Source organism: Mesorhizobium sp. 43Arga, assembly GCF_053714255.1.
Map to the genome: position 1 here is coordinate 35,234 of NZ_JBSKBO010000001.1, position 22,190 is coordinate 57,423.

Annotated in this window: 19 protein-coding genes; 8 read left to right on the plus strand and 11 right to left on the minus strand. The window is 65.0% G+C overall.

Annotated features, from left to right (window positions below):
* Positions 1 to 3 precede the first annotated feature (3 nt).
* A complete protein-coding gene (gene gnd / locus ACWGS8_RS00170; RefSeq protein ID WP_454579058.1) occupies positions 4 to 1,020 on the minus strand; it encodes a phosphogluconate dehydrogenase (NAD(+)-dependent, decarboxylating) in 1,017 nt (338 codons plus the stop codon).
* A gap of 49 nt (positions 1,021 to 1,069) precedes the next feature.
* On the minus strand, positions 1,070 to 3,487 hold the full coding sequence (locus ACWGS8_RS00175) for a glucan 1,4-alpha-glucosidase (protein WP_454579059.1): 2,418 nt from the start codon (positions 3,485 to 3,487) through the stop codon (positions 1,070 to 1,072).
* Between the two features lie 309 nt (positions 3,488 to 3,796).
* On the opposite strand from ACWGS8_RS00175, the gene ACWGS8_RS00180 reads away from it, so the two are divergent.
* From ACWGS8_RS00180 to ACWGS8_RS00200, 5 genes are all read left to right on the plus strand, one after another.
* On the plus strand, positions 3,797 to 4,810 hold the full coding sequence (locus ACWGS8_RS00180; protein ID WP_454579060.1) for a substrate-binding domain-containing protein: 1,014 nt from the start codon (positions 3,797 to 3,799) through the stop codon (positions 4,808 to 4,810).
* A 49-nt stretch (positions 4,811 to 4,859) separates the two neighbouring features.
* A complete protein-coding gene (locus ACWGS8_RS00185; RefSeq protein ID WP_454579061.1) occupies positions 4,860 to 6,329 on the plus strand; it encodes a sugar ABC transporter ATP-binding protein in 1,470 nt (489 codons plus the stop codon).
* Position 6,330: 1 nt separating this feature from the next.
* A complete protein-coding gene (locus tag ACWGS8_RS00190; protein ID WP_454579062.1) occupies positions 6,331 to 7,311 on the plus strand; it encodes an ABC transporter permease in 981 nt (326 codons plus the stop codon).
* A 3-nt stretch (positions 7,312 to 7,314) separates the two neighbouring features.
* The gene (locus ACWGS8_RS00195; protein ID WP_454579063.1) at positions 7,315 to 8,262 is read left to right on the plus strand and encodes an ABC transporter permease; all 948 of its coding nucleotides are present in this window, start codon (positions 7,315 to 7,317) and stop codon (positions 8,260 to 8,262) included.
* 154 nt (positions 8,263 to 8,416) lie between these two features.
* Positions 8,417 to 10,486 carry a 3-hydroxyacyl-CoA dehydrogenase NAD-binding domain-containing protein gene (locus tag ACWGS8_RS00200; RefSeq protein WP_454579064.1) on the plus strand — a complete coding sequence of 690 codons (2,070 nt, stop codon included), beginning with the start codon at positions 8,417 to 8,419 and terminating at the stop codon, positions 10,484 to 10,486.
* A gap of 38 nt (positions 10,487 to 10,524) precedes the next feature.
* Here the strand turns inward: ACWGS8_RS00200 and ACWGS8_RS00205 are convergent, their stop codons facing one another.
* The 9 genes from ACWGS8_RS00205 to ACWGS8_RS00245 form a co-directional block, all read right to left on the minus strand.
* Complete coding sequence (locus ACWGS8_RS00205) at positions 10,525 to 12,033, minus strand: aldehyde dehydrogenase family protein (protein WP_454579065.1); 1,509 nt, start codon at positions 12,031 to 12,033, stop codon at positions 10,525 to 10,527.
* Positions 12,034 to 12,053: 20 nt separating this feature from the next.
* Entirely contained in the window at positions 12,054 to 12,398 is a 345-nt protein-coding gene (locus ACWGS8_RS00210) for a cupin domain-containing protein (RefSeq protein ID WP_095774732.1), read from the minus strand.
* A gap of 22 nt (positions 12,399 to 12,420) precedes the next feature.
* Positions 12,421 to 12,762: a cupin domain-containing protein gene (locus ACWGS8_RS00215; RefSeq protein ID WP_454579066.1), complete on the minus strand. Its 342-nt coding sequence runs from the start codon at positions 12,760 to 12,762 to the stop codon at positions 12,421 to 12,423.
* 16 nt (positions 12,763 to 12,778) lie between these two features.
* Positions 12,779 to 13,129, minus strand: coding sequence for a cupin domain-containing protein (locus tag ACWGS8_RS00220; protein ID WP_454579067.1), 351 nt, complete (start codon positions 13,127 to 13,129; stop codon positions 12,779 to 12,781).
* Positions 13,130 to 13,193: 64 nt separating this feature from the next.
* Entirely contained in the window at positions 13,194 to 14,468 is a 1,275-nt protein-coding gene (locus tag ACWGS8_RS00225; protein WP_454579068.1) for a glycosyltransferase, read from the minus strand.
* A gap of 10 nt (positions 14,469 to 14,478) precedes the next feature.
* Complete coding sequence (locus ACWGS8_RS00230; RefSeq protein ID WP_454579069.1) at positions 14,479 to 15,552, minus strand: ABC transporter ATP-binding protein; 1,074 nt, start codon at positions 15,550 to 15,552, stop codon at positions 14,479 to 14,481.
* Positions 15,549 to 16,343, minus strand: a complete 795-nt coding sequence (locus ACWGS8_RS00235; RefSeq protein ID WP_454579070.1) for an ABC transporter permease — start codon at positions 16,341 to 16,343, stop codon at positions 15,549 to 15,551. The genes ACWGS8_RS00230 and ACWGS8_RS00235 overlap by 4 nt, the downstream gene beginning before the upstream one ends.
* Positions 16,336 to 17,178 (minus strand): ABC transporter permease, encoded by an 843-nt coding sequence (locus ACWGS8_RS00240; protein WP_454580096.1) that lies wholly within the window; start codon positions 17,176 to 17,178, stop codon positions 16,336 to 16,338. Before ACWGS8_RS00240 ends, ACWGS8_RS00235 begins: the two co-directional genes overlap by 8 nt.
* Before the next feature lie 98 nt (positions 17,179 to 17,276).
* A complete protein-coding gene (locus tag ACWGS8_RS00245) occupies positions 17,277 to 18,341 on the minus strand; it encodes a polyamine ABC transporter substrate-binding protein (protein ID WP_454579071.1) in 1,065 nt (354 codons plus the stop codon).
* Positions 18,342 to 18,577: 236 nt separating this feature from the next.
* Here ACWGS8_RS00245 and ACWGS8_RS00250 point away from each other — a divergent pair, with 236 nt between their 5' ends.
* Genes ACWGS8_RS00250 through ACWGS8_RS00260 form a run of 3 tightly spaced genes read left to right on the plus strand, consistent with a single transcriptional unit; the run spans position 18,578 to position 22,189 of the window.
* Positions 18,578 to 19,516: a GntR family transcriptional regulator gene (locus ACWGS8_RS00250; protein ID WP_454579072.1), complete on the plus strand. Its 939-nt coding sequence runs from the start codon at positions 18,578 to 18,580 to the stop codon at positions 19,514 to 19,516.
* A 10-nt stretch (positions 19,517 to 19,526) separates the two neighbouring features.
* A complete protein-coding gene (locus tag ACWGS8_RS00255) occupies positions 19,527 to 20,810 on the plus strand; it encodes a glycosyltransferase (protein ID WP_454579073.1) in 1,284 nt (427 codons plus the stop codon).
* Positions 20,811 to 20,815: 5 nt separating this feature from the next.
* Positions 20,816 to 22,189 carry a glutamine synthetase family protein gene (locus ACWGS8_RS00260; RefSeq protein ID WP_454580097.1) on the plus strand — a complete coding sequence of 458 codons (1,374 nt, stop codon included), beginning with the start codon at positions 20,816 to 20,818 and terminating at the stop codon, positions 22,187 to 22,189.
* Position 22,190 lies beyond the last annotated feature (1 nt).

The window sequence follows — 22,190 nt, forward strand, 5'->3', positions numbered from 1 at the left end:
GCGTCACTTGCCGGCCTTCGGCTTTTCGACATGGCCGCCGAAGGCATAGCGCATGGCGGACAACAGCTTGTCGGAGAACTCGGATTCGCCTTGCGAGGAGAAGCGGTCGAACAGCGCCGAGGACAGCACCGGCGCCGGCACGCCAGTGTCGATCGCCGCTTTCAGCGTCCAGCGGCCTTCGCCGGAATCCGAAACCCGGCCGCCGAACTGCGCCAGGCCCGGATCGCTCTTCAGCGCCCCGGCGGTGAGATCGAGCAGCCAGGAGCCGATGACGCTGCCATGCCGCCAGACCTCGGCCACCTGCGGAAGGTCGATGTCGAACTGGTAATATTGCGGGTTTTCCAGCGGGCTGGTCTCGGCGTCCGCCGTGCGTTGCCGCTTGCCGGCATTGGCCGACTTCAGGATGTTCATGCCTTCGGCATAGGCGGCCATGACGCCATATTCGATGCCATTGTGCACCATCTTGACGAAGTGGCCGGCGCCGCTCGGCCCGCAATGTAAATAGCCGAAGGGCGCGGTGCCGGCGGCCTTGTCGGGAACCGGCGCGCCGGCATCGGCGCCGGGCGCCAGCGTGGCGAAGATCGAATCGAGATGCTGCACCGCCACGTCGGGACCGCCGATCATCAGGCAGTAGCCGCGCTCCAAGCCCCAGACACCGCCACTGGTGCCGACATCGACAAGATGGATGCCCTTGGTGGCGAGTTTTGCGGCCTGGTCGACCGCGTCGTGATAGTAGGAGTTGCCGCCGTCGATGACGATATCGCCGGGCTCCATCAGGGCCGAGACCTGATCGATGATCTTGCCGGTGATCGCCGCCGGCAGCATCAGCCAGACACAGCGCGGCTTGGCGAGCTTGCCGACGAATTCCGTCAGGGAGGCCGCGCCGAGCGCGCCGTCGCTGACCAGGGCCGCGACGCTTGCCGGGTTGATGTCGTAGACGACGCATTCATGGCCGTCGCGCATCAGGCGCCGCACCATGTTGGCGCCCATCCGGCCCAGTCCCATCATTCCGATCTGCATGGTTTCGTCCTGTTTCCTGGAGATTTTCCTGATATATCGAGCAAGGATGTTAGCCGCTATCCCGCTCGCCTGATGTGACGGAGAAGTCGACATTCTCCCAATCGCCGGTTCCGGGCCAGAAAAAAGTGAAGATCAGCGTGCTTCCCTTGGGGAGGCTGGCGGTGGGCAGATCGGCAAGATGGATGCCGAAGGCATTTTCCGCCGTCTGGCTGTCATGGGCGGTTGCCCAATCGTCGGTGCTCCAATGCACCGTTGCCGCGGCCAGCAATTCGATGCGCAGCGTCTTGCCTTCGGGCAGCGCGCGGATCTTGTTGTTGAATCGCCAGGTCCTGAATGGCGATATGGTCTTGCCCTCGATGTAGCGCTTCACGCCTTGCGGCGGCATGTCGAAGACAACGCCGTCGCGCAGCGAGCGCAGCAGCTTGATGTGCTCGGAATGCGCCCAGACCAGCGGCATGGCGCTGCCCGAGGGGCGGCCATGCAGCAACTCGCGCTCAGGCAGGTCGGCACTGTCCCAGACCTGCTCCGGCAGCAGTCCGCCCGGCTCGGCCGAGCCTTCCAGCGCCTTGAGCAGGTTGGCCGCCTCATCCTTGCGCCCTGCCGCCAGTTCATAGTGGGCGCGCTCGCCGGCGAGCAATGGCCATGGCCGGCCCTGGCCGGTGCCGTCGAAAGGCGCGCCGTCCTGGTGTTCGCCATAGCCGTCGCCATTGTATCGATACCAGAGTGGACCTTGCGGCAGGGCGCGGCGCAATTGTGCGTCGATGACCTTGACCGTATCGACGATGCGCGGGTCATCGGCCGACCTCAGGCCGAAGCGCACCAGCGCCAACGCGTCGGGGCTGACGATTTCTTGCGCCGGCCGGTCGGTATCGCCGGGCGGCCGGTTCTTGATCGGCACATAGCCGTCCTTGGGCGACCCGGCCTCGGCGCTGTCGGGCGGCGCGATGCGGACATAATAGCCTTCGACGCCGGCCGCCTTGCCGATGGCCGTGTCGGTGGCATAGGTCCAGCGCTCGACCTGGTCGTTCCAGCCGTCCGATGTCTCGCGCAGATAGGTTGCTTCGTCCTTCTTGCCGCAGACGTCGAGCAGGTCGGCCGCGGCAAGCAGGGCGGCGATCTCCACGGCCAGGGTGAACGGGCTGTAGCCGGCATCCTCTTCCCAGCGGTCCTCGCCGGTGACGGGTCCATTGCGCACGACATAGGTCGCGGCGCGTTCGATCATTGGCAGGAAGGCGGCAAGCCTGGCGCGCGGCAGATGGCCGGCACGATGCAGGGCGTCGGCCAGAAGCAGCGGAAAGGCGCACTCGTCCATCTGGATCCCGGGCCAGTAGGCAGATCCGTCGAGCCAGGCATTTTGCGGCCAATGGCCGTCCGGCTGCTGGATGGAGCGCAGATACTCAAGGATCTGCAGCGCCGACGCGGCATCGCCGGCGGCGAGAAAGCCGCCCGCTGTCTCGACCAGATCGCGCGGCCAGACCAGATGGTAGCCGCCGAGGTCGTCGTCGCCCTTGTTGAAGCCCCAGGGGACGGACAGGCTGGCGACCGCCGCGCCCGGCATGGCGGTGGAGCGGTGCGTCGCCAGAACCGCGGTCGAGGTGCGATAGGTGTTGATCCCCGACGCTAGGTGCCGGTCCAGGGGCAGCAGTCCGGCCTGCCATTCGCGCCAATTCTGGACGTAGGCCTTGGCCGTGGGCTCAAAGCCCCGCTTCAGGCTGGCGAAGGCGTTTTCGGCGGCCTCGTCGGGTGTCGCGCCGAAACCCAGCGCCAGAAGCGTCTTCGTCTCGGCTGATGTGAAGCCGATCTCGCCGGTCAGCGCGACATTGCCGTCTTCTGCGCGTTGGCAAGCCGGATCAAGGATACCGGTATGGTTGAGTTGCTGCCAGCCGTCGGAGAAGCCGACATAGCCGGCTGAACAGTCCCGCCAGGGCAGCGACGAGGCCAGCGCCAGGCAAGAGCCGCGGCCCGAGGCGAACAGCACTGGCTTTCCCTTGTGCTCGCCGACCCAAGCGGTGTTGCCCATGCCGGCATTGACCAGATGCGGCGCCAGGAGCCCGTAGACGCGGTAATCGTCGGGCGCACCTTTGAGCGCCGTGAAGGTGATTTCCTGCAGCAGCGCGGGCCGCGTGGTGTCGCAGAGGATGCGCTTCTCGATACGGTAGGCGCCGTCGCCGGCCGTGTTGACCAGCCTATAGGCGGGAACGCCGGCCTCGAAGGGCTCGATTTCATGCGCGGCATCGCGCTTCTCTTCCGAGAAATAGCCGTCGGGGCCGGTGACGATCAGGCCGAGATCGCGGGTGCAGGCGCTGTCGAGCCGCGGATAATAGACTTCGTTGAGGATGCCGTGGCTGACGGTGAACCAGATGTGGCCGGTCGGCGAAAGCGACGTCCCGACGCCGCTCTTGGCGCTCGACGTCCAGCGTGCCGGAATGCCCGGTGCGCCCGGGGGTACGATCGGCGTCACTGCCATCTCTGTTGGCCTCCTGTGCGCATGGCTTACCCATCCACCGACGCCATTTCAATTGGCCCACCGCAAGTTGATCGGCGGGCTTTGCGGATTGCAGTTGACAGGCCGCTGTGCCAGTTGCATTTGTCTGACAATCGATAAAAAACAGGAACGCAGGCTCGATTTTCCAACTAGAGCGTTTCACCGTTTCCCGGAAACGGCGAACCCCTCTAACTCTTTGTTTTGACGCAATTCCTGACGGAAAACCGCTCACACTTTTCCTGGAATTGCTCTAAAATCCGCACGACCAGCAACTCTTGGGAGGAGTATGACATGAAGAAACTGTTAGCCTTGGGCGCTCTTGCGGCGATGCTCGCATCGGGCACGGCGCTTGCCGATACCAGCGGCAAGAAGATCGCATTCTCCAACAATTACGCCGGCAATTCCTGGCGGCAGGCGATGCTCGACAGCTATGGCATCGTCACCAAGAAGGCGGTCGCCGACAAGATCGTCGGCGCGGCCGACATCTTCACCACCGCCGACAAGGAAGTGCCGACCCAGGCGGCCCAGGTGCAGAACCTGATCCTGCAGGGCTATGACGCCATCGTCATCAACGCCGCCTCGCCGGACGCGCTCAACGGCGCCATCAAGCAGGCCTGCGATGCCGGTATCACCGTCGTCTCCTTCGATGGCACCGTGACCGAGCCCTGCGCCTACCGCGTCGTCGTCGACTTCAAGGACATGGGCAAGCAGGAAGTCGAGCAGATGGCCAAGTTCCAGCCCAAGGGCGGGAACCTTCTGGAAATCCGTGGCCTGGCCGGCACCTCGATCGACGATGCCATTCATGCCGGCATCCTCGAAGGCGTCGCCGCCCATCCCGAGTTCAAGATCGTCGGCTCGGTAACCGGCGACTGGGATCAGACGACGGCGCAAAAGGCCGTTGCGACCATCCTGCCGTCGCTGCCTGACGTCGTCGGCATCGTCGACCAGGGCGGCGACGGCTATGGCGCCGCACAGGCCTTCGCCGCCGCCGGCAAGCCGCGCCCGACCATCATCATGGGCAACCGGCAGGACGAGCTGAAGTGGTGGAAGGAACAGAAGGACAAGGACGGCTACAAGACCTGGTCGGCTTCGATCGCGCCCGGCGTATCGTCGCTCGCCTTCTGGGTGGCGCAGCAGGTGCTCGATGGCCGCAAGGACATTCCGCACGATCTGCTGGTGCCGTATCTGGCCTTCACGCAGGACGATTTCGAGGCAGCCCTGCCGAAGATCAAGGAAGGCGGCGTCGCCACCCACGAATACACGCAGGAAGACGCGCTCGCGGCGATCAAGGCCAACATCAAGTGAATGTCGCGCCAGCGTTGCCCTTCGTACCATCGTGCGGATATCTCTAGGCATGCCTGAAGGGAACGCTGACATCATCAGACTGAACGGCGCCGAAAAACATTTCGGCGCCGTTCGCGCGCTGGGCGGCGTGGACTTCCATGTCCGGCCCGGCGAATGCGTCGGCCTGGTCGGCCACAATGGCGCCGGCAAATCGACGCTGATGCACATGGTGGCGGGCACGCTCACGCCCGACAGCGGCAAGATCGGCGTGCATGGCGGTAGCGAGGAGAACTACTCGGTGTCGCGGGCGCAAAAGCTCGGCATACGCTGCGTGTTCCAGGAACTGTCGCTGTGCCCCAATCTCAGTGTCGCCGAAAACACGCGCATCAACCACGCGTCGCTCTCGGGCCTCGGCTGGCGGCGCAAGGCGGCCGCGCTGATCACCGCCAAGCTTGACGAGATCTTTCCGGATCATGGCATTTCGGCCTGGGACATTGTCGGCGACCTGTCGATCGGCCGGCGTCAGATGGTCGAGGTGGCCCGCGCCTTCACGGTGACGGAGGATAGGCTCGATCTCGTGATCCTCGACGAGCCGACATCATCGCTGGACGCGCACACGGCTGGGCAACTGCTGTCCTTCGTGCGCCGCTTCATCGCCGGCGGCAAGAGCTGCATCCTGATCTCGCATGTGCTGGGCGAGGTGCTCAGGAATGCCGATCGCATCGTGGTGATGCGCGACGGCAAGGTGGTCGTCGCCGATGCGGCGAATGCCTTCGATCGCGACCGGCTGGTGACGGCGATGGGCGGGGCGGAAGCGCGGCAGAAGATCGCCGCTGAAATTGCCGCCGCCAGGCCGGCCGCCGGCCCTTTGCGGGTGCGGGCGCGCCCCGCCGCGCAGAAGGACGGCGCCGATCTTGTCGCCCGCGCCGGCGAGATCATCGGCCTTGCCGGGCTGGCGGGACACGGCCAGACCGACCTGTTGCTGGCGATTTTCGCTGCTGCCTCCCGTGCCAGGACCGGCATCGAAGTGACCGCGCCGGTGGCGCTGGTCGCCGGCGACCGCCAGTCGGACGGGATTTTCCCGCAATGGTCGATCGCCGCGAACATCGGCATCCGCTCGCTGGCGCGGCTGCGCAACGGGCTGCTGATCTCGCCGCGGCGCGAGGCCGAACTTGCCGAGTTCTGGCAGAAGAAGATCGGCATCCGCACGCCCGACATGAACAACAACATCTTCTCGCTGTCGGGCGGCAACCAGCAGAAGGCGCTGTTTGCCCGCGCGCTCGGCTCCGATGCCCAGATCGTGCTGATGGACGATCCGATGCGCGGCGTCGATATCGGCACCAAGCTGGAAGTCTACGACCTCGTCCGCGAGGAGGCTGGCCGCGGCCGCACCTTCCTCTGGTACACCACGGAAACCGAGGAACTCGACAATTGCGACCATGTCTATGTCTTCAAGAACGGCCGCATCGTCGCCAATCTGGGTCGCGACGAATTGACCGAAGAGAAGATCATCCAGTCCTCCTTCGGCGACGCGGCCTAAGATGACCGCCGCCAGCCTCGACACTATCGCCAGGAGTTCCGCCGAGCGTGGCGCGCTGGCCCGTGCCCGCCTGCTGCGCGGGCTGCTGCCGGCGCTGTCTCTGGCATTGGTGCTCGCCGCCATTGCCTGGCTCAACCCCCGCGCCATCAGCTATTTCGGCTTCAGCCTGATGCTGAACCTGGCGATCCCGATCGCGCTGGCGACGATCGCGCAGATGTTCGTCATTTCAGGCAATGAGCTCGACCTGTCGATCGGCACCTTCGTCGGGTTCGTCGGCTGCGTCACCGCGACCTGGCTGAAGGACGCGCCGCTCATTGGCGTCGCCATCCTGCTCGGCTCTATCGGCGTCTATGCGCTGCTCGGCGCGCTGATCCATCTGCGCAATCTGCCGTCGATCGTTGTGACGCTCGGCATGAGTTTCGTCTGGCAGGGGCTGGCCATCCTCGTCCTGCCCAAGCCCGGCGGCAAGGCGCCGGACTGGCTGCTGGCGATCATGGCGTTCAAGCCGCCGTTCGTGCCGTTCCCGATCATCGCGGCGCTGCTGATCGGCCTCGTCGTCCATTTCGGCCTGATGCGCACCTCCTATGGCGTGATCCTGCGCGGCTCCGGCGGCAATGCGGCCGCGCTCAAGCGCGCCGGCTGGTCGCTGCTCAAAACCAAGGTCGTGCTGTTTGCGCTGGCCGGCCTGTTCGGCGTGCTGTCCGGCATGGCGCTGATCGGCATCACCACCTCGGCCGATGCCAATATCGGCAATGGCTACACGCTGCTTTCGATCGCCGGCGTCATCCTCGGCGGCGGCGAATTCGTCGGCGGCCGGGTGTCGCCGATCGGCGCGGTGATCGGCGCGCTGACACTGGCGCTGGCCGCCTCGCCGCTGCTCACCTTCATGCACATTCCGCCCGACTGGCAGGTGGCCGCCAATGGCGCCATCCTGATCATCGTGCTGGCGGCGCGGGTCCTGATCAGCCGCAGGGAGAGGTGAGCGATGATTTTGGTGAGATCGCTGGCCGGCAAACCCTGGGTATGGTCGTTCCTCGGCGCGCTCGTCGTGTGGCTGGCGACGATCGCCTTCACCGGCGGCTATGGCGCCGGCGGCATGGTCACGGCGGCGTTGTCGCTCGCGGTGTTCACCGTCATCGTCGGCGTCGGCCAGATGTTCGTCATTACGCTTGGGCCTGGCAATGTCGACCTGTCGCTGCCAGCCAATATCGGCCTCGCCAGCGCGGTTGCCATGAAGGTGATGGCCGGCAGCGATTCCATGATCGTGGTCGGCCTTCTCGCGGCGCTTGCCTGCGGCGCGGCGATCGGCGCCGTCAACTATCTGCTGATCTGGGCGCTGCGCATTCCGCCGATCATCGCCACCCTGTCTGCGAGCTTCATCATCCAGTCGATCGACATCAGCTACGGGCGCGGGCTGCAGATCAAGCCGCCGCCCGGCTTTGCCGATTTCACCAACTGGCAGATCCTGGGCATTCCGGTGCTGGCGGTGCTGACCGTGCTGTTCACCATCGGCGCGGCCATCGCCCTGCAGCGCATGATCTATGGCCGCTCGGTGCTGGCGATCGGTCAGAATATCCGCGCCGCCTGGCTCGCCGGCGTCAATGTCGGGCGCATCCGCTTCCTCACCTATGCGCTGTCGGGCGCGCTCGGCGGCATCGATGGCGCGCTGCTCGCCGGCTATTTCAGGGGCGCCAATGTCGATATCGGCAATGAATATCTGCTCGCCTCGATCGCCGTCGTCGTCATCGGCGGCACGTCGGTCGCCGGCGGCAAGGCCAATGTGCCCGGGGTGTGGGGCGCCGCGCTGTTTCTGGTGCTGCTCTTGACCATGCTCAACACGTTCGGCGTCAGCGCCGGCGTGCGGCTGCTGCTGACGGGGCTGATCATTGTCGGGGTGATTACGGCGGCGGGCGGGGAGAAGGCGGTGCGGTGATCTCCGTCCCCAAGCGTTTGGCGAGCATCGACCGCAACCTCCCGGGGCAGCCCGTCGCGCCGCCAAATATTGGGCCAGCCCAACAGCGGGTTCCCATTCGCGGCGCAGCCTAGTAAACCCTTCCGCGATCTCAGTCGGTCCCGGAGGGCTCTGCTTGTGCAATTCTGTCAGCGTCGTGAACGACAATGGCGTCGCCATCGTCACCATCGACAACCCGCCGGTCAATGCGCTGAGTTTCCATGTCCGCGAGCCGCTGATGCAGGCGCTGGTTTCCCTGCGCGATGACGCTTCGGTCGCGGCCATAGTCATCGCTTGCGCTGGTCGAACCTTTGTCGCCGGCGCCGACATCACCGAATTCGGCAAGCCGGTCCAGCAGCCCGACCTGCGCGCCATCGTCGCGATGCTGGAAACCATCGCCAAACCGACGGTCGCCGCCATCCACGGCACCGCGCTCGGCGGCGGGCTGGAACTGGCGCTCGGCTGTCATTTTCGCGTTGCCGATGCCGGCGCCAAACTCGGCCTGCCGGAGGTGAAACTTGGCCTGCTGCCGGGTGGTGGCGGCACGGTGAGGCTGCCGCGTCTTGTCGGCGCGGTGAAGGCACTGAGGATGATTGCTTCCGGGACGCCGATCAGCGCGGTCGAAGCGCATGAAGCCGGTCTGGTCGATGCCATTTTCGAGGGCGACCTGACCAGGCATGCCGTGAACTTCGCAGGAGAAATCGCCCGCAAGGGTGGTCCTTTCACGCCGGTGCGCGATCGCAATGAACGGCTTGTGGAAACCGACCTCGCGGCTTTCGATGACGAGGCGGCGGAACTCGCCAAAAAGGCGCGCGGGCTCGAAGCGCCGGTCGCCTGCGCGCAAGCGGTGCGCAACGCCCTCTTGCTGCCCTTCGACGAAGCGCTGGCCGCGGAGCGGGCGCTATTCGTGAAACTGGTCGCCAGCGACCAGTCGCGGGCGCAACGCCATCTGTTCTTCGCCGAACGTGAGGCGGCAAAGCTTCCCGGCAAGGACACGCCCAAGCGCAGGATCGCGCGCGTCGGTGTCATCGGCGTCGGCACAATGGGCGGCGGCATCGCCATGGCCTTCGCCAATGGCGGCTTTCCGGTCACCTTGCTGGAAACAAGCACGGAAGCGCTGCAGCGCGGGCTTGGCATGATCGAGAAGAACTATGCCGTTTCCGTTTCGCGCGGTTCCCTGACCGAAGACGCCATGCGTCAGCGGCTAGCGCAGTTCGAGGGCTCGACCAACTATGCCGATCTCGCCGAGTGCGACCTGATCATCGAGGCGGTGTTCGAGGACATGGCGGTGAAGAAGCAGGTCTTCGGCAAGCTGGATGTTGCCGCCAGGCCGGGCGCCATCCTTGCCACCAACACCTCCTATCTCGACATCAATGAAATCGCCGGCTCGATCTCGCGGCCGCAGGATGTGCTCGGCCTGCATTTCTTCTCGCCGGCCAATGTCATGAAGCTGCTGGAGATCGTGCAGGCCGACAAGACCGCGCCGGATGCGCTGGCGACGGCGGCCGATCTTGCGCGGCGGATCGGCAAGGTGGCGGTCGTCGTCGGCGTCTGCCACGGGTTCGTCGGCAACCGCATGCTGGCGGCGCGCGGCTCGGAATCGGAAGCGCTGCTGCTGGAGGGTGCGACGCCCAGCCAGATCGACAAGGCCTTCACCGATTTCGACTGGCCGATGGGGCCGTTCCAGATGGGCGATCTCGCCGGCCTCGACATTGGCTGGCGCAACCGCAAGGCGCGCGGCCTGACGGCTGTCATCGCCGACACACTGTGCGAACAGGGCCGTTTCGGCCAGAAGACTGGCCGTGGCTTCTACCTCTACGAGGCCGGCGCACGAGCAGGCGTCCCCGATCCGGAGGTCGAGACGCTGATCCGCGACAGGGCCGCTGAGATGGGCGTTGCGCCCCGTGCGATCAGCGCGGACGAAATCATCGAGCGCACGCTCTATCCTCTGGTCAATGAGGGGGCGAAGATACTCGAGGAGAAGATCGCGGCCCGTGCCTCCGACATAGATGTCGTCTGGGTCAATGGCTACGGCTTTCCCATCGGCAAGGGTGGCCCGATGTTCTGGGCCGGTCTCGAAGGGGCGGCAAAGATCGTCGAACGGCTCGACCACTGGCACCAGCGGACCGGCAAGGATGTGTTCAAGCCGGCCCCGTTGCTGGAGCGGATGGCCGAGACCGGCTCTTGGGAAGGCGTCGAGGTGTAACCTTGTCGAGGCGCGCGGTGTTGCCGCGCGCTATTCCTTCACACGTGCTTGCGGCCGCCGGTCTCGCGGAACCAGCTGTCGGGATAGGGATACCACCAGTCCTGGATCGCCGGTCTATGGTCGATGATGACCATCTTCGAGCGGCGGAAGGCATCAAGCCCCTGGCGGCCGAGTTCACGGCCGAGGCCTGATGCCTTCCAGCCGCCGAAGGGCAGGGCATCATTGTCGATCAGCGGATTGTTGACCCAGACCATGCCGGCTTCGAGCCGTTCGGCCGCCTCATGCGCTTCGGCGAGATCGGTGGTGAAGACGGAGGCGCCGAGCCCGAACGGGCTGTCATTGGCAAGCCGGATCGCCTCATCGAAATCCTTGACGCGGCAGATGGCGGCGACCGGGCCAAAACACTCTTCGCGCACGATCGCCATATCGGGGGTGACGCCGGTCAGGATCGTGGGTTCGTAGAACCAGCCGGTGTTGTGCGCCGGCGGGATCCGCCCGCCGGTAATTGCCTTGGCGCCGTGGGCAATGGCGTCGTCGACAAGACGCATGACCTTTGTCCGCGCGCTTTCGCTGACCAGCGGACCGATCTCGGTCTTGTCCATGCCGTTGCCGATGCGCAGCGCGCGCGTCCTCTCGGCAAACAACTCGACGAAGCGGTCATGCACGGCATCGACGACGAAAAAGCGCTCGGCCGAGGTGCAGACCTGGCCGGTGAGGTGGAAGGCGGCGGTGACGCTGCCGGCCGCGGCGACCTCCAGTGGCGCGTATTCGCTGATGATCAGCGGATCGCTGCCGCCGGCCTCGATGACGCAAGACTTCATGCGTTCGGCGCATGCGACCGCCACCGCCTTGCCAGCGGCGACCGAGCCAGTGAAGGCAACCGCATGGGTGCGGTCGGACGTGATCAGTGCCTGCGCCGTGGCCGCGCCGCCCGGCAGGCAAGAGACCATGCCTTCCGGCAGCGATCGGAACACGGCCATATAGTCCAGTGTCGACAGGGTTGTCGCCTCGGCAGGCTTGACGATGCAGGCATTGCCCGCGGCAAGCGATGCCGCGACGGTCCAGCACATCAGCAGGATCGGGAAGTTGTAGGGCATGATGTGGACCGAGACGCCGTACGGCTCGTAGCGCGCGTACTGGAACGAACCGGCCTGCGTCGTGCCGGCGATCTTGCCAGCGTCATCGCGCGCCATCTCCGCATAATAGCGGAAGATCGGCGCGCAATTGGCGATCTCGCCGATGGCTTCCGGATAGGGCTTGCCCATCTCGCGTACCATCAGCTCGGCGCAGCGGGTGAAGTCGGCGGCCTCGATGGCGTTGGCGACGGCGTGCAGATGCTTTGCCCGGCTCTTGGCATCGAGCCTTTTCCAGGCAATCTGCGCCCTGGTCGCGGCGGCGAGCACGGCATCGATCTCGCCATCGCTGGCCGCCGCGATCGCGCCGACCGTTTCCAGCGTGGCAGGGTCGATCACTGCTTTGTTTGCACCGGCCATCGGCCGGTAGTCCGGATTGACGAAGAAGGTCGGCCGGTCAGGGAAGAAGGGCATGGACATCCTCTCAAATCCGCTCAGCGGATCATGTAGACTTTCTTGATGGTCTCATGGACGGTGCAGACGCCTTTCCAGTCCTGCGGGAAGAAAGCCGCCGTGTCCGGCTCGATCTCGATGACCTCGCCCGATTCGTGGACATAGGTGCAGCGGCCTTCGAGGAAGTGGCAGAACTCGTCGCGGGTGACGTGGCAGTGCCATTTGCCCGGCGTGCAGACCCACAGGCCGCATTCGGAGCGGCCTTCCGGTCCCTTGTGGAGCAGCTTCCCCGAGGTGTGGGACTGGCCCTCGATCATGGTCGGGATGATCCCCCAGTCGACGAGGTCGGTGACGGCGAGCGGCGATTGCATGATTGGCGTGGTCATATCGAATTCCTTGAAATGGGGCTCACCGGCACATGAAGGCCTTGGTCAGCGTTTGCGTGATGATGGAGATGCCGGTCCAGCCGGCGGGAAAGAACACCAGCGTTCCGGACGTCACCGGAATCTGTTCGCCATTCTCGTGGACATAGCTGCCGTGCCCCGACAGGAAATGGCAGAACTCGTCGGCGGCGAAGGTGACCTTGCGGGTGCCCGGCGTGCACGACCACAGGCCGCATTCGCTCGAACCGTCCGGGTTCTGCGACAGGATTTTTCCGGAGGCGCGCGGCGCGCCGGCAAGCGTGTTGCTGCCCGCGCCCCAATCCTCCAGTTCCACGGCCGAGGCCTGCGGCCAATGCGGTGTCGACATGTCTTGCTCCTATGTGTCAGGCCAGCATGTAGACGTTGCGCATGGTCTCGTGCACCGTGCATTCGCCCGTCCAGCCGGCGGGGAACATGACCACGGTCCCGGCCGAGACTTCTATCACTTCGCCGACATCCGAGCGGTAGGTCGCGCGGCCGGCGACGAAATGGCACAATTCGTCGCGCGGGATCAAGAGCCGCCAACGGCCAGGCGTGCACACCCAGATGCCGGATTCCGGCTGGTTGTTCGGTCCCTTGTGCAGCAGCTTGCCGGCGGAGTGCGACGCGCCTTCCAATGCGTCGGGCTGGGCGCCCCAGTCCACGAGATCGGTGCGGGTGGAGGCCTGGTGGAGATGCGGGGCGGAGGAGGTCACAGGGAGGCTCCTCTGCACTTGTCGACGCTGCACTCTACGGCGCCCGGCATCTCAAACATCGTGCTCACAGCAACGCCTCCAGCAAGCCGGCAGCCTTTTCCGGACCATTCTGTGCGTGCATCTGCGCGGATGTCTTCGCCAGCTTGGCCTTCATCTTCGGATCGGTCAGGCAGGCCTCGATCTTCGCGACCAGCTCAGCATCGCTCCAGTCGTAGCGCGGCATGCCGAAGCCGTGGCCGGTTTCCTCGACCCGGGTGGCGTTGTCGTGACCGTCCCAGACATAGGGCATGATGATGGCAGGCTTGCCGAAATAGAGGCACTCGGTGAAAGAGTTGTTGCCGCCATGGTGGATGACGGCATCGACCTGCGGAATCACCGAAGGCTGCGGGAACCAGCTCTCGACGATGACGTTGCCGGGCACGTCCGTGTACTGGTCCTTGTAGCCGCCGACATTGACCAGCGCGCGGTAGCGCGTCTTGCCCAGCGTGGCGATGATGCGCTTCAGCAGCTCGACATCGCCGGCGCCGAGGCTGCCGAAGGAAACATAGAGCAGCGGCCCATCGTTGTTCTTGGCGAAGGTCGGCACGGTGTAAGGTTTCTCCTGCCGCACGCAGCCTTCGAGATACTGGAATTTCGCCGGGTCGAGCGGATGACAGCGCTTGAACTTTGCGGCTTCGGGATAGAGCAGCAGATTGAGATAGGGCGACGCCTCGAAGAACTGGCCGATCGGGTAAGGCGCCTCGTCGTTGGCCTTCAGGAAGGCGTTGAAGTCGTCATGGATCGGCTTGATGACCGCGTTGAAGTGGTAGCGGTAGCGCTGATGGCCGGCGTGGTCGTTCTCGCCGCAACCCGAGAGATGCGGCGGGATGTCCTCGTCCTCGATCTCGTTTTCCGAGCAGGAGATGACGCGCACCCAAGGCTTGCCGAACTGTTTGATCGCCGGGAACAGGATGACGTTGTCGACGCAGATGACGTCGGGCTTGATGGCCGCCAGCACGCCCGGCAGATCCTTTTGCGCCCATTTGGCGCTGTCGACGATCGCGGTCCAGCAATCCTTCACATAGTTGTCGACCTGGTCATAGGGCGACTTGCGGAAATTCGGGATGTGGCCGTTGATGAAATCCTCCCAGAACTTGGCCATCTGCTCGGGCGGCATGGGTTCGGAGAGGTTCACCGGATGCGCCTCGAAGCCGTAGCCCCGATAAACCTCGACGAAACCGGGATCGGACAGGAACACGGCTTTGTGCCCCCGCGCCTCGACGGCTTGCGCGATGCCGACGGAATTGAGCGCCGGGCCGTAAGCGGCTTCCGGGAAAAAGGCGATCGTCTTCTGCGCCATCAAGCTTCTCCTATTCTGCGAAAATTCTGACATCGGCGGCATCCCAGCCGAGTTCGACCTGGTCGCCGGACGACACCGGCCGGCGGTCGGCTGCGTCTGCGGTGACGCGCACCAGGAACGGTTTGGGCGACAGCGGCGTGCGGATATGCAGCTGCAGGTCGAGGCCGTGATAGGCCAGCGCCTCGACCGTGCCGGTCGTGCGGTTGGCGGTCCGAGCCTCGGGAAACACCCGGATGCGTTCCGGCCGCACCGAAGCCACGGCGGAAGCACCGGGCGTGAGCGTGGCGGGAACCTTGCCGACAATCCGAGTGCAGTTCACGGCGACCACGCCATCGGCTGACGCCTTGCCCGGAATGAAATTCATGACGCCGATGAAGTCGGCGACGAAGCGGTCGGCGGGGTGCTCGTAGACCGCGTGCGGCGTGTCGCATTGCAATAGCTTGCCATCCTTGAGCACCGCCATGCGGTCGGCCATGACCAGCGATTCTTCCTGGTCATGGGTGACAATGACGAAGGTGATGCCGACCTCGTGCTGCAGGCGTTTCAATTCCAGTTGCATGGCGCCGCGCAGTTTCTTGTCGAGCGCGCCGAGCGGTTCGTCGAGCAGCAGCAACCTTGGCCGCTTGACCAGCGCACGGGCGAGCGCGACGCGCTGCTTCTGGCCGCCCGACAATTGCTCCGGTTTGCGGTCGGCGAAGGGGACGAGCTCGGTAGTCGCCAGGATGGCGTCGACGCGGGAGCGGATTTCCTTAGCCGGCAAGCGCTCCATCTCCAGCCCGTAGGAGACGTTGGCGCGCACGCTCATATGCGGGAATAGCGCATAGGACTGGAACATCAAATTGACCGGCCGCTTGTTGGGTGGGGTCCTGGCGATGTCCTTGCCGTCGAGCAGGATGCGGCCGTCGCTCGGCGTCTCGAAGCCGGCGAGCATGCGCAAGAGCGTGGTCTTGCCGCAGCCGGACGGGCCGAGCAGCGCGAAGAATTCGTTCTCGCGGATATCGAGCGAGATGCCGTCGACGGCGGTGACCCGGCCGAAATTCTTCGACACATGGTCGATGGCGAGCAGCGTGCGCGGTTCGCTCATTGGCCGATCATTCCCCGGTTAAGCCGTTGCGACAGGGTCAGCGCGGTGATGGAAACCGCCATGACGATGGTCGCCAGCGCGTTGATCTCCGGCGTGATGCCGAAGCGGATCATGGCGTAGATCTGCATCGGCAGCGTGGTCGAGGCGCGGCCGGCGCCTGCGGTGAAGAAGGCAATGATGAACTCGTCGACCGACAGCGTGAAGGCAAGCAGCGCGCCGGCGTTCACCGCCGGCGCGATGACAGGCAAGGTCACGCGCCGGAAGGTGGTGATAGCGGAGGCGCCAAGGTCGGCGGAGGCCTCGACGATCGACCAGTCGAAGCTCTTCAGCCGGGCGCGGACCACCGAGCAGACGAAGGCCAGGTTGAACACGACATGGGCGAGGATGATGGTGTGCAGGCCCATGGTCAGGTTCAGCATGGAAAAGAACGACAGCAGCGCGATCGCCAGCACGATGTCGGGAATGATCATCGGCGCGAAGATCAGGGCTTCCAGCCCCTTGCCGTAATGCCGGCGCATCTCGACGCCGATCGCCAGCAGCGTGCCGAGCGAGGTTGCGATGACCGTCGAGACCAGTGCCACGATCAGCGTGTTGAGCGCGGCGGAGAGGATCGCGGAATTGTTTGCCAGCGAGGCGTACCATTTCAGCGAGAAGCCAGACCATGCCGTCGGCAGCCCGCCTTCGTTGAAGGACAGCGCCACCAGCACGGCGATCGGGATGTAGAGGAAGGCGAAGACGAGGCTCAGCACAAGCCACAGTGTGCGCCGCACGGTAGGGGAGCGGTCAGCCATCAGTGCCTCCCGCGGCCTGCTCGGCGCGCCCCGCGGCGCGGTCGGCGGCGAGCGCCTGCGCCATAAGCACCAGAAGCATGATGGCGATCAGCGCCATCGCCAGGGCGGCGCCGAAGGGCCAGTCATTGGCGGTGAGGAACTGGTGGTAGACGAGATTGCCGATCATCTGGAAACGGCCGCCGCCGAGCAGAGCCGGAGTGACGAAATTGCCGATCGACAGCACGAAGACGAAGACCGCGCCGACGGCAATGCCGGGCACGGTCAGAGGCAGGATGACACGGCGGAAGGTGGTGGCGGCCGAAGCGCCGAGATCACGTGAGGCCTCGGCGAGTTCCGGGTTGAGCCGCGACAGCGGCGCGTAACAGGCGAGGATGACGAAGGGCAAATAGTTGTAGACGAGGCCGGCTATGACCGCGCCTTCGGTGTAGAGCATCGATGGCGGTTCGCCGGTGTAGCCAAACCAACGCAGGAGTTGCGTGATCAAGCCTTCGCGGTTGAGCAGCACGATCCAGGCATAGGTGCGGATCAGATAGTTGGACCAGAACGGCAGCACGGCAAAGAACAGGAACACAGGCTGCCAGCGGCGCGGGGCGGCCGAGATGGCGTAGGCTGCGGCATAGCCGATCACCACCGCGATCAGCGCGGCGGTGCCGGCGATGCGCGCTGACTTGAGGAAAATACCGGCATAGAGCGGGTCGAAGACCAGCCCGAAATTCTCCAGCGTGAAGGTGTAGTCGATGCCGCCATAGATGCCGCGTCGAAAGAAGGCGAGCGCCAGCACCAGCGCGCACGGCACCACCATCAGCGCGGTCAGCCAGACCAGCGCCGGGGCCATCAGCAGGGAGGAGCGAAGTCGGGTCTGTGACAATTTAAGGTACCGCTCAGGGCCGGCAGCAGGCGCGCCGCCGGCCGTGATGCCTGGTTTGACGCCGCCTACTGCGCGGCCTTGATCTCGCTGACGATCTTGGAATAGTCGCGCTGGGCCTCGCCGACATCGCGCAACTGTTCGAACTTGACGAGGTCGGCCACCGGCATCGCCATGTTGGGGAATTTCGCGAGGAAGTCGGCCGGCAGGCTTTCCATCGCCGGCTTGTTCGGCACCTTGTAGTCGATGTTCTGCGCCGCCCAGGCATGGTTCTTGGCGTCGAGCATGAAATTGATGAACTTGAAGGCGTCGTCCTTGTGCTCGGAGGCCTTCATCACCACCATCGTGTCGACCCAGAGGTCCGAACCTTCCCGAGGGATGACGTATTTGATCTCCGGTTTTTCGGCGATGCCGTAATTGCACCAGCCGTCCCAGGCCTGCACCATCAGCGCCTCGCCGGAAACCAGCTTGGAGTAGAAGGTGGTGTCGTCATAGGCGAGCAGGGTCTTCTTGGCCGAGATGAGCAAGTCCTTGACCTCGGCCATCTTGGCCCGATCGGTCTCGTTAACGGAAAAGCCCTTGTCGAGCTGGCCGGCGGCGAGCAGCCAGCGGTCGGTCGCCAGCATGGTGGTCTTGCCCTTCAGCGCATCGGAAGGCGCGAGCAGGTCGCTCCAGCTCGTGGGCGCCGTCTTGACCAAGTCCGAGCGGTAGCAGAGGCCCGTCGTGCCCCAGGTGTAAGGCACGGAGAAAGCGTTACCGACATCGTGCGGCAGCTTGGTCGCTTCCGGATAGAGGTTGGCGAGATTGGGAATCTTGGCGTGGTCCATCGGCTCGGTCAGACCGAGCTTGTTCAGCACCTCGGCGAAGGGCGAGGAGACGAAGACAACGTCATAGCCCTTGCCGCCGGCGGCAATCAGCTTGCCCATGATCTCTTCATTGGTGGCGTGCACCACCACTTCGCCGGAGACGCCGGTGGCGGTCTTGAAGGCGGCCATGGCGTCGGGCGCCATGTAGCCGTCCCAGTTGGAGATGACGAGGTCGGCGGCCATTGCCGGCGCCGACAGCGCCAGGGCAAGGCTGAGAGCGATTGAAGAGACCTTGAGCGCACGGCGCCGCGGGCTGGTAGCGGTCATGGCAGACTCCCATTCCGGTTGATCGTCGAATTCTGTGCTGGACCGGGCGCGACCTGTGCCGCTGCTTTCGATCCTGTTCCCTCGGTCTTTTTATCGCCGATTGTCATGACAGTACTATTGCAGAAAAAAGTACGTCAATCCATAATTTGCCAAGCGACCGGAGAATCTGGCCGATTGCCCTTGTGCCGGCGATCGGCCAAACCAATGCGGTCATATCCGCCCATCGAGACAAAGTCATGCAAGCCGCAGCCCGACGACCTCGCACCAACCATCTCGACCTGGCGCAGCGCATCCTCGATGTGGCGCGCCAGCGCGGCTTCGAGCCCGGCGCGCGCCTGCCCGAACAGCAGATCGCCTCGCTGTGCAATGTCTCGCGCACGCCGGTGCGGGCGGCACTCAGCCTGCTCGCGGAACGGGGCGTGGTACGCTGGGAGGCCGATACCGGCTACCATCTGGCCGTCGACCTCGCCGCGCAGCCGGCCATATCAGCCGAGCTTCCCAGCGCGGAGGAGGACGAGCTGGCCGAAGCGATCCTGCGCGACCGGTCGGCGCGGCGGCTCGATCAGACGGTGACCGCCGCAGCGCTGATGCGGCGCTACAGCGCCGAGCGCAAGACGGTACTAAAAGCGCTGAATAAACTGACGGAAGAGAATCTGCTGGACCGCGCGCCCGGCCAGTCCTGGCTTTTCCGGCGCACACCCGACGATCCTGAGGCGCAGGGCGAAAGCTACGAGTTCCGGCTGCTGCTGGAGCCGGCGGCGATCCTGACGCCGGGCTTCCGGCTGGACGGCGCGCGGGCGGCGGCCTTGCGGCAGGGCATGGACGCTCTGTCGGCGCTGCCGGACGCGGCCTTCGATACGCGCGAGTTCCAGCGGCTGGACATGGATTTCCACGGCATGATCGCCGAGGGCTCCGCCAACCGTTTCATCGCCGACGCGCTGGCCGATCATTTGAGGCTGCGCCGGCTGCCGGGCATGTATGCCGGCGTCAACGTCTTCCGGCTGCGGCAATCCTTGCTGGAACACCTGAACATACTCGACCATCTCGAAAGCCGGCAGTATGAGGTGGCTGCCGATCTGCTTCGCATCCATTTGCGGCTCTCCCGCAACCAGCGACCGCAAGCGGCCAGCCGCGGGGCGCCCGCCCTGTTCGGAATGATCAGCCGGCCGGAATGAAGAGGATTAATTGACGCGTAAAGCCAGCCCGACCATCGCGCTGTTTCCCGAAGCCAGCTTCGGCGCCGCGTTGAATTGCGTCGGCATCGCGCAGGCTTTGCGGGCGCGGGGTGCCCGGCCCGTCTTCATCTGCCATGCCGGTTTCTCCGGTGTCTTTGCCGACTATGGTTTCCAGGAATACCAATTGCCCACCGACGAGCCGCTGTCCGACAGCGAACTCCAGAGCTACTGGCAGGCCTTCGTGCGCCGGCACCTGCCGCATTTTAGACTCAGCCCGATCGACCAGCTCGAAACCTATGTCGCGCCGACCTGGCAAGCGATCGTCGATACCGCGGTCAATGCCGAGGCGCCGCTGCGGCAATTGCTGGCGCGGCTGAAGCCGGATGCGGTGGTGCTCGACAATGTCATCATGTTCCCGGCGATCGCCGCCGCCGGCTGCCCCTGGGTGCGGGTCGTCTCCTGCGCCGAGACCGAGCTCCCTGACGCCGAAGTGCCGCCCTACCTTTCCGGGATGGGTGCCGACGATCCGCGACGCGCGGCGTTCGAGGCGCGCTATCTCTCGGCCTCGGCGCCTGCGCATGATCGCTTCAACCGCTTTCGCGTCGATGCCGGCCTGGCGCCATTGCCGAAAGGCCTGTTCCTCGAAAGCTCGCCCGACCTCAATCTGCTGTTGACGCCGGCGATCGTGCGGCGCGAGCGGGCCGAACCGCTTGATCCCGCCCGCTTCGTCTATCTCGAAGGCTGCGTGCGCTCCGAAGGGCCGTTCGAGGTGCCGGTGTTTCCGCGCAATGGCGGGCCGCTGGTCTATGTCAGCTTCGGCAGTCTCGGCGCCATGGATGTTGGCCTGATCGAGCGCATGCTTGCCGTCTTCGACAGGCTGCCGGCGCGCTTCATCGTCAATGTCGGCGGCCTGCGCGACGCCTATCGCGCGGTGCCGGACAATGTCTATCTCGATGCCTGGTTTCCGCAGCCTTCGGTGGTGGCGAAGTCGGATCTGTTCATCCATCACGGCGGCAACAACAGTTTTTGCGAGGCGCTGCGTTTCGGCGTGCCGTCGCTGATCATGCCCTATTGCTGGGACGGACACGACAATGCGCGCCGCGCCGAAGAGACCGGCACGGGCGACCATATCGGCCGTGACGGCTGGACCGAAGGAGTATTGGAGAGAGCCATTCTCGGCCTGCTGGTCAACGACGCCATGCGCGCCCGCCTGAAGGACAACGCAGCCCGGATGGCGCTGCAACCCGGAACGGACGTGGCCGCGCAAGCCATACTCTCTCTGATACGGACTTGAACGAAATGCTCGACAAGAACACGAATATCGCGACCAACGATCCAAGGGCCTGGCTGGCACAGCACGGCATCAACGAGGTCGAATGCCTGGTGCCCGACATGAACGGCGTGCTGCGCGGCAAGGCGCTGCCGACGGCGAAATTCCTCAATGCGCTGGAAGACCGCGCGCTCTATCTGCCGAGCAGCGCCTTCCTGGTCAGCATCGACGGCCGCTATTCCGGCTCGATCGACGAGGGCTTTGCCTATTCGGACCCGGACATGCGCATGGTGCCTGATGTTTCGACGCTGTGCCTGGCGCCGGGTGGCGGGGCGGGAAAGGCCTATGTCTTCGCCGACGCCTTCCACATGGACGGCAGGCCATGGATGGCCTCGCCGCGCCATGTGCTGCGCGCCGTGCTCGATCTCTACCGCCAGCGCGGCTGGCGGGCGGTGGTGGCGCCGGAGGTCGAATTCTATCTCACCGCGCCCAACCCAGACCCGGACAGGCCGCTGACCGCGCCAGTCGGCAGCAATGGCCGCGCGGAAACTGTGCAGCATCCCTACGACATGGTGGCGCTGGAGGAATTCGAGCCGGTGATCCGGCGCGTCTACGACTATGCCGCGGCCGCCGGCCTGCCGCTCGACACGCTGATCCATGAATCGGGCACGGCGCAGCTGGAGATCAATCTTCTGCATGGCGACGCGCTGCCCCTGGCCGATCAGGTGCTTTTGTTCAAGCGGCTGACGCGCCAGGCCGCGCAGCACTGCGGCATGCATGCCACCTTCATGGCCAAGCCGATCGCGGCTCAGGCGGGCAGTTCGATGCATCTGCACATGTCTGTCATCGACGAGAAGACGGGCGCTGCGCTGTTTGCCAGCGACGATGATGCCGATACCGAGATGTTCGGCCATTTCATCGGCGGCCTGCAGAAATATGTGCCGGAAATCATGCCGCTGTTCGCACCGAACGTGAATTCGTTCCGGCGGATACGGCCGAACCACAGCGCGCCGGCCAACATCGAGTGGTCGCACGACAACCGCTCTTGCGGCCTGCGCGTGCCGGCTGGTGGCCGCGCGGCGCGGCGCGTGGAGAACCGTCTGCCGGGCGCCGATTGCAATCCCTACCTGGCGATCGCCGGCTCGTTGCTCGCCGGCTATCTCGGCGTCGAGCAGAGACTGGCGCGCTCGGCCGAAGCCACGGGCAATGCCTACAAGATCAAGAGCACGCTGCCGAAGACCATGGAGGAGGCGCTCGACCGCTTCACCGCCTGTGAGCCGGTGCGTCAACTGCTCGGCGAGGATTTCTTCCAGACCTATCTGCGCGTCAAGAGCGTCGAGCTCGACCTGTTCCAGAGCGTGGTGACAAGCTGGGAACGCGATCATCTGCTGCTGAAGGTGTGAT

What these genes read in the sequence shown, in the direction of transcription:
- gnd (WP_454579058.1), bottom strand. Translation starts at nt 1,020, where the DNA reads ATGCAGATCGGAATGATGGGACTGGGCCGGATGGGCGCCAACATGGTG.
- ACWGS8_RS00175 (WP_454579059.1), bottom strand. Translation starts at nt 3,487, where the DNA reads ATGGCAGTGACGCCGATCGTACCCCCGGGCGCACCGGGCATTCCGGCA.
- ACWGS8_RS00180 (WP_454579060.1), top strand. Translation starts at nt 3,797, where the DNA reads ATGAAGAAACTGTTAGCCTTGGGCGCTCTTGCGGCGATGCTCGCATCG.
- ACWGS8_RS00185 (WP_454579061.1), top strand. Translation starts at nt 4,860, where the DNA reads ATGCCTGAAGGGAACGCTGACATCATCAGACTGAACGGCGCCGAAAAA.
- ACWGS8_RS00190 (WP_454579062.1), top strand. Translation starts at nt 6,331, where the DNA reads ATGACCGCCGCCAGCCTCGACACTATCGCCAGGAGTTCCGCCGAGCGT.
- ACWGS8_RS00195 (WP_454579063.1), top strand. Translation starts at nt 7,315, where the DNA reads ATGATTTTGGTGAGATCGCTGGCCGGCAAACCCTGGGTATGGTCGTTC.
- ACWGS8_RS00205 (WP_454579065.1), bottom strand. Translation starts at nt 12,033, where the DNA reads ATGCCCTTCTTCCCTGACCGGCCGACCTTCTTCGTCAATCCGGACTAC.
- ACWGS8_RS00210 (WP_095774732.1), bottom strand. Translation starts at nt 12,398, where the DNA reads ATGACCACGCCAATCATGCAATCGCCGCTCGCCGTCACCGACCTCGTC.
- ACWGS8_RS00215 (WP_454579066.1), bottom strand. Translation starts at nt 12,762, where the DNA reads ATGTCGACACCGCATTGGCCGCAGGCCTCGGCCGTGGAACTGGAGGAT.
- ACWGS8_RS00225 (WP_454579068.1), bottom strand. Translation starts at nt 14,468, where the DNA reads ATGGCGCAGAAGACGATCGCCTTTTTCCCGGAAGCCGCTTACGGCCCG.
- ACWGS8_RS00230 (WP_454579069.1), bottom strand. Translation starts at nt 15,552, where the DNA reads ATGAGCGAACCGCGCACGCTGCTCGCCATCGACCATGTGTCGAAGAAT.
- ACWGS8_RS00235 (WP_454579070.1), bottom strand. Translation starts at nt 16,343, where the DNA reads ATGGCTGACCGCTCCCCTACCGTGCGGCGCACACTGTGGCTTGTGCTG.
- ACWGS8_RS00240 (WP_454580096.1), bottom strand. Translation starts at nt 17,178, where the DNA reads ATGGCCCCGGCGCTGGTCTGGCTGACCGCGCTGATGGTGGTGCCGTGC.
- ACWGS8_RS00245 (WP_454579071.1), bottom strand. Translation starts at nt 18,341, where the DNA reads ATGACCGCTACCAGCCCGCGGCGCCGTGCGCTCAAGGTCTCTTCAATC.
- ACWGS8_RS00250 (WP_454579072.1), top strand. Translation starts at nt 18,578, where the DNA reads ATGCAAGCCGCAGCCCGACGACCTCGCACCAACCATCTCGACCTGGCG.
- ACWGS8_RS00260 (WP_454580097.1), top strand. Translation starts at nt 20,816, where the DNA reads ATGCTCGACAAGAACACGAATATCGCGACCAACGATCCAAGGGCCTGG.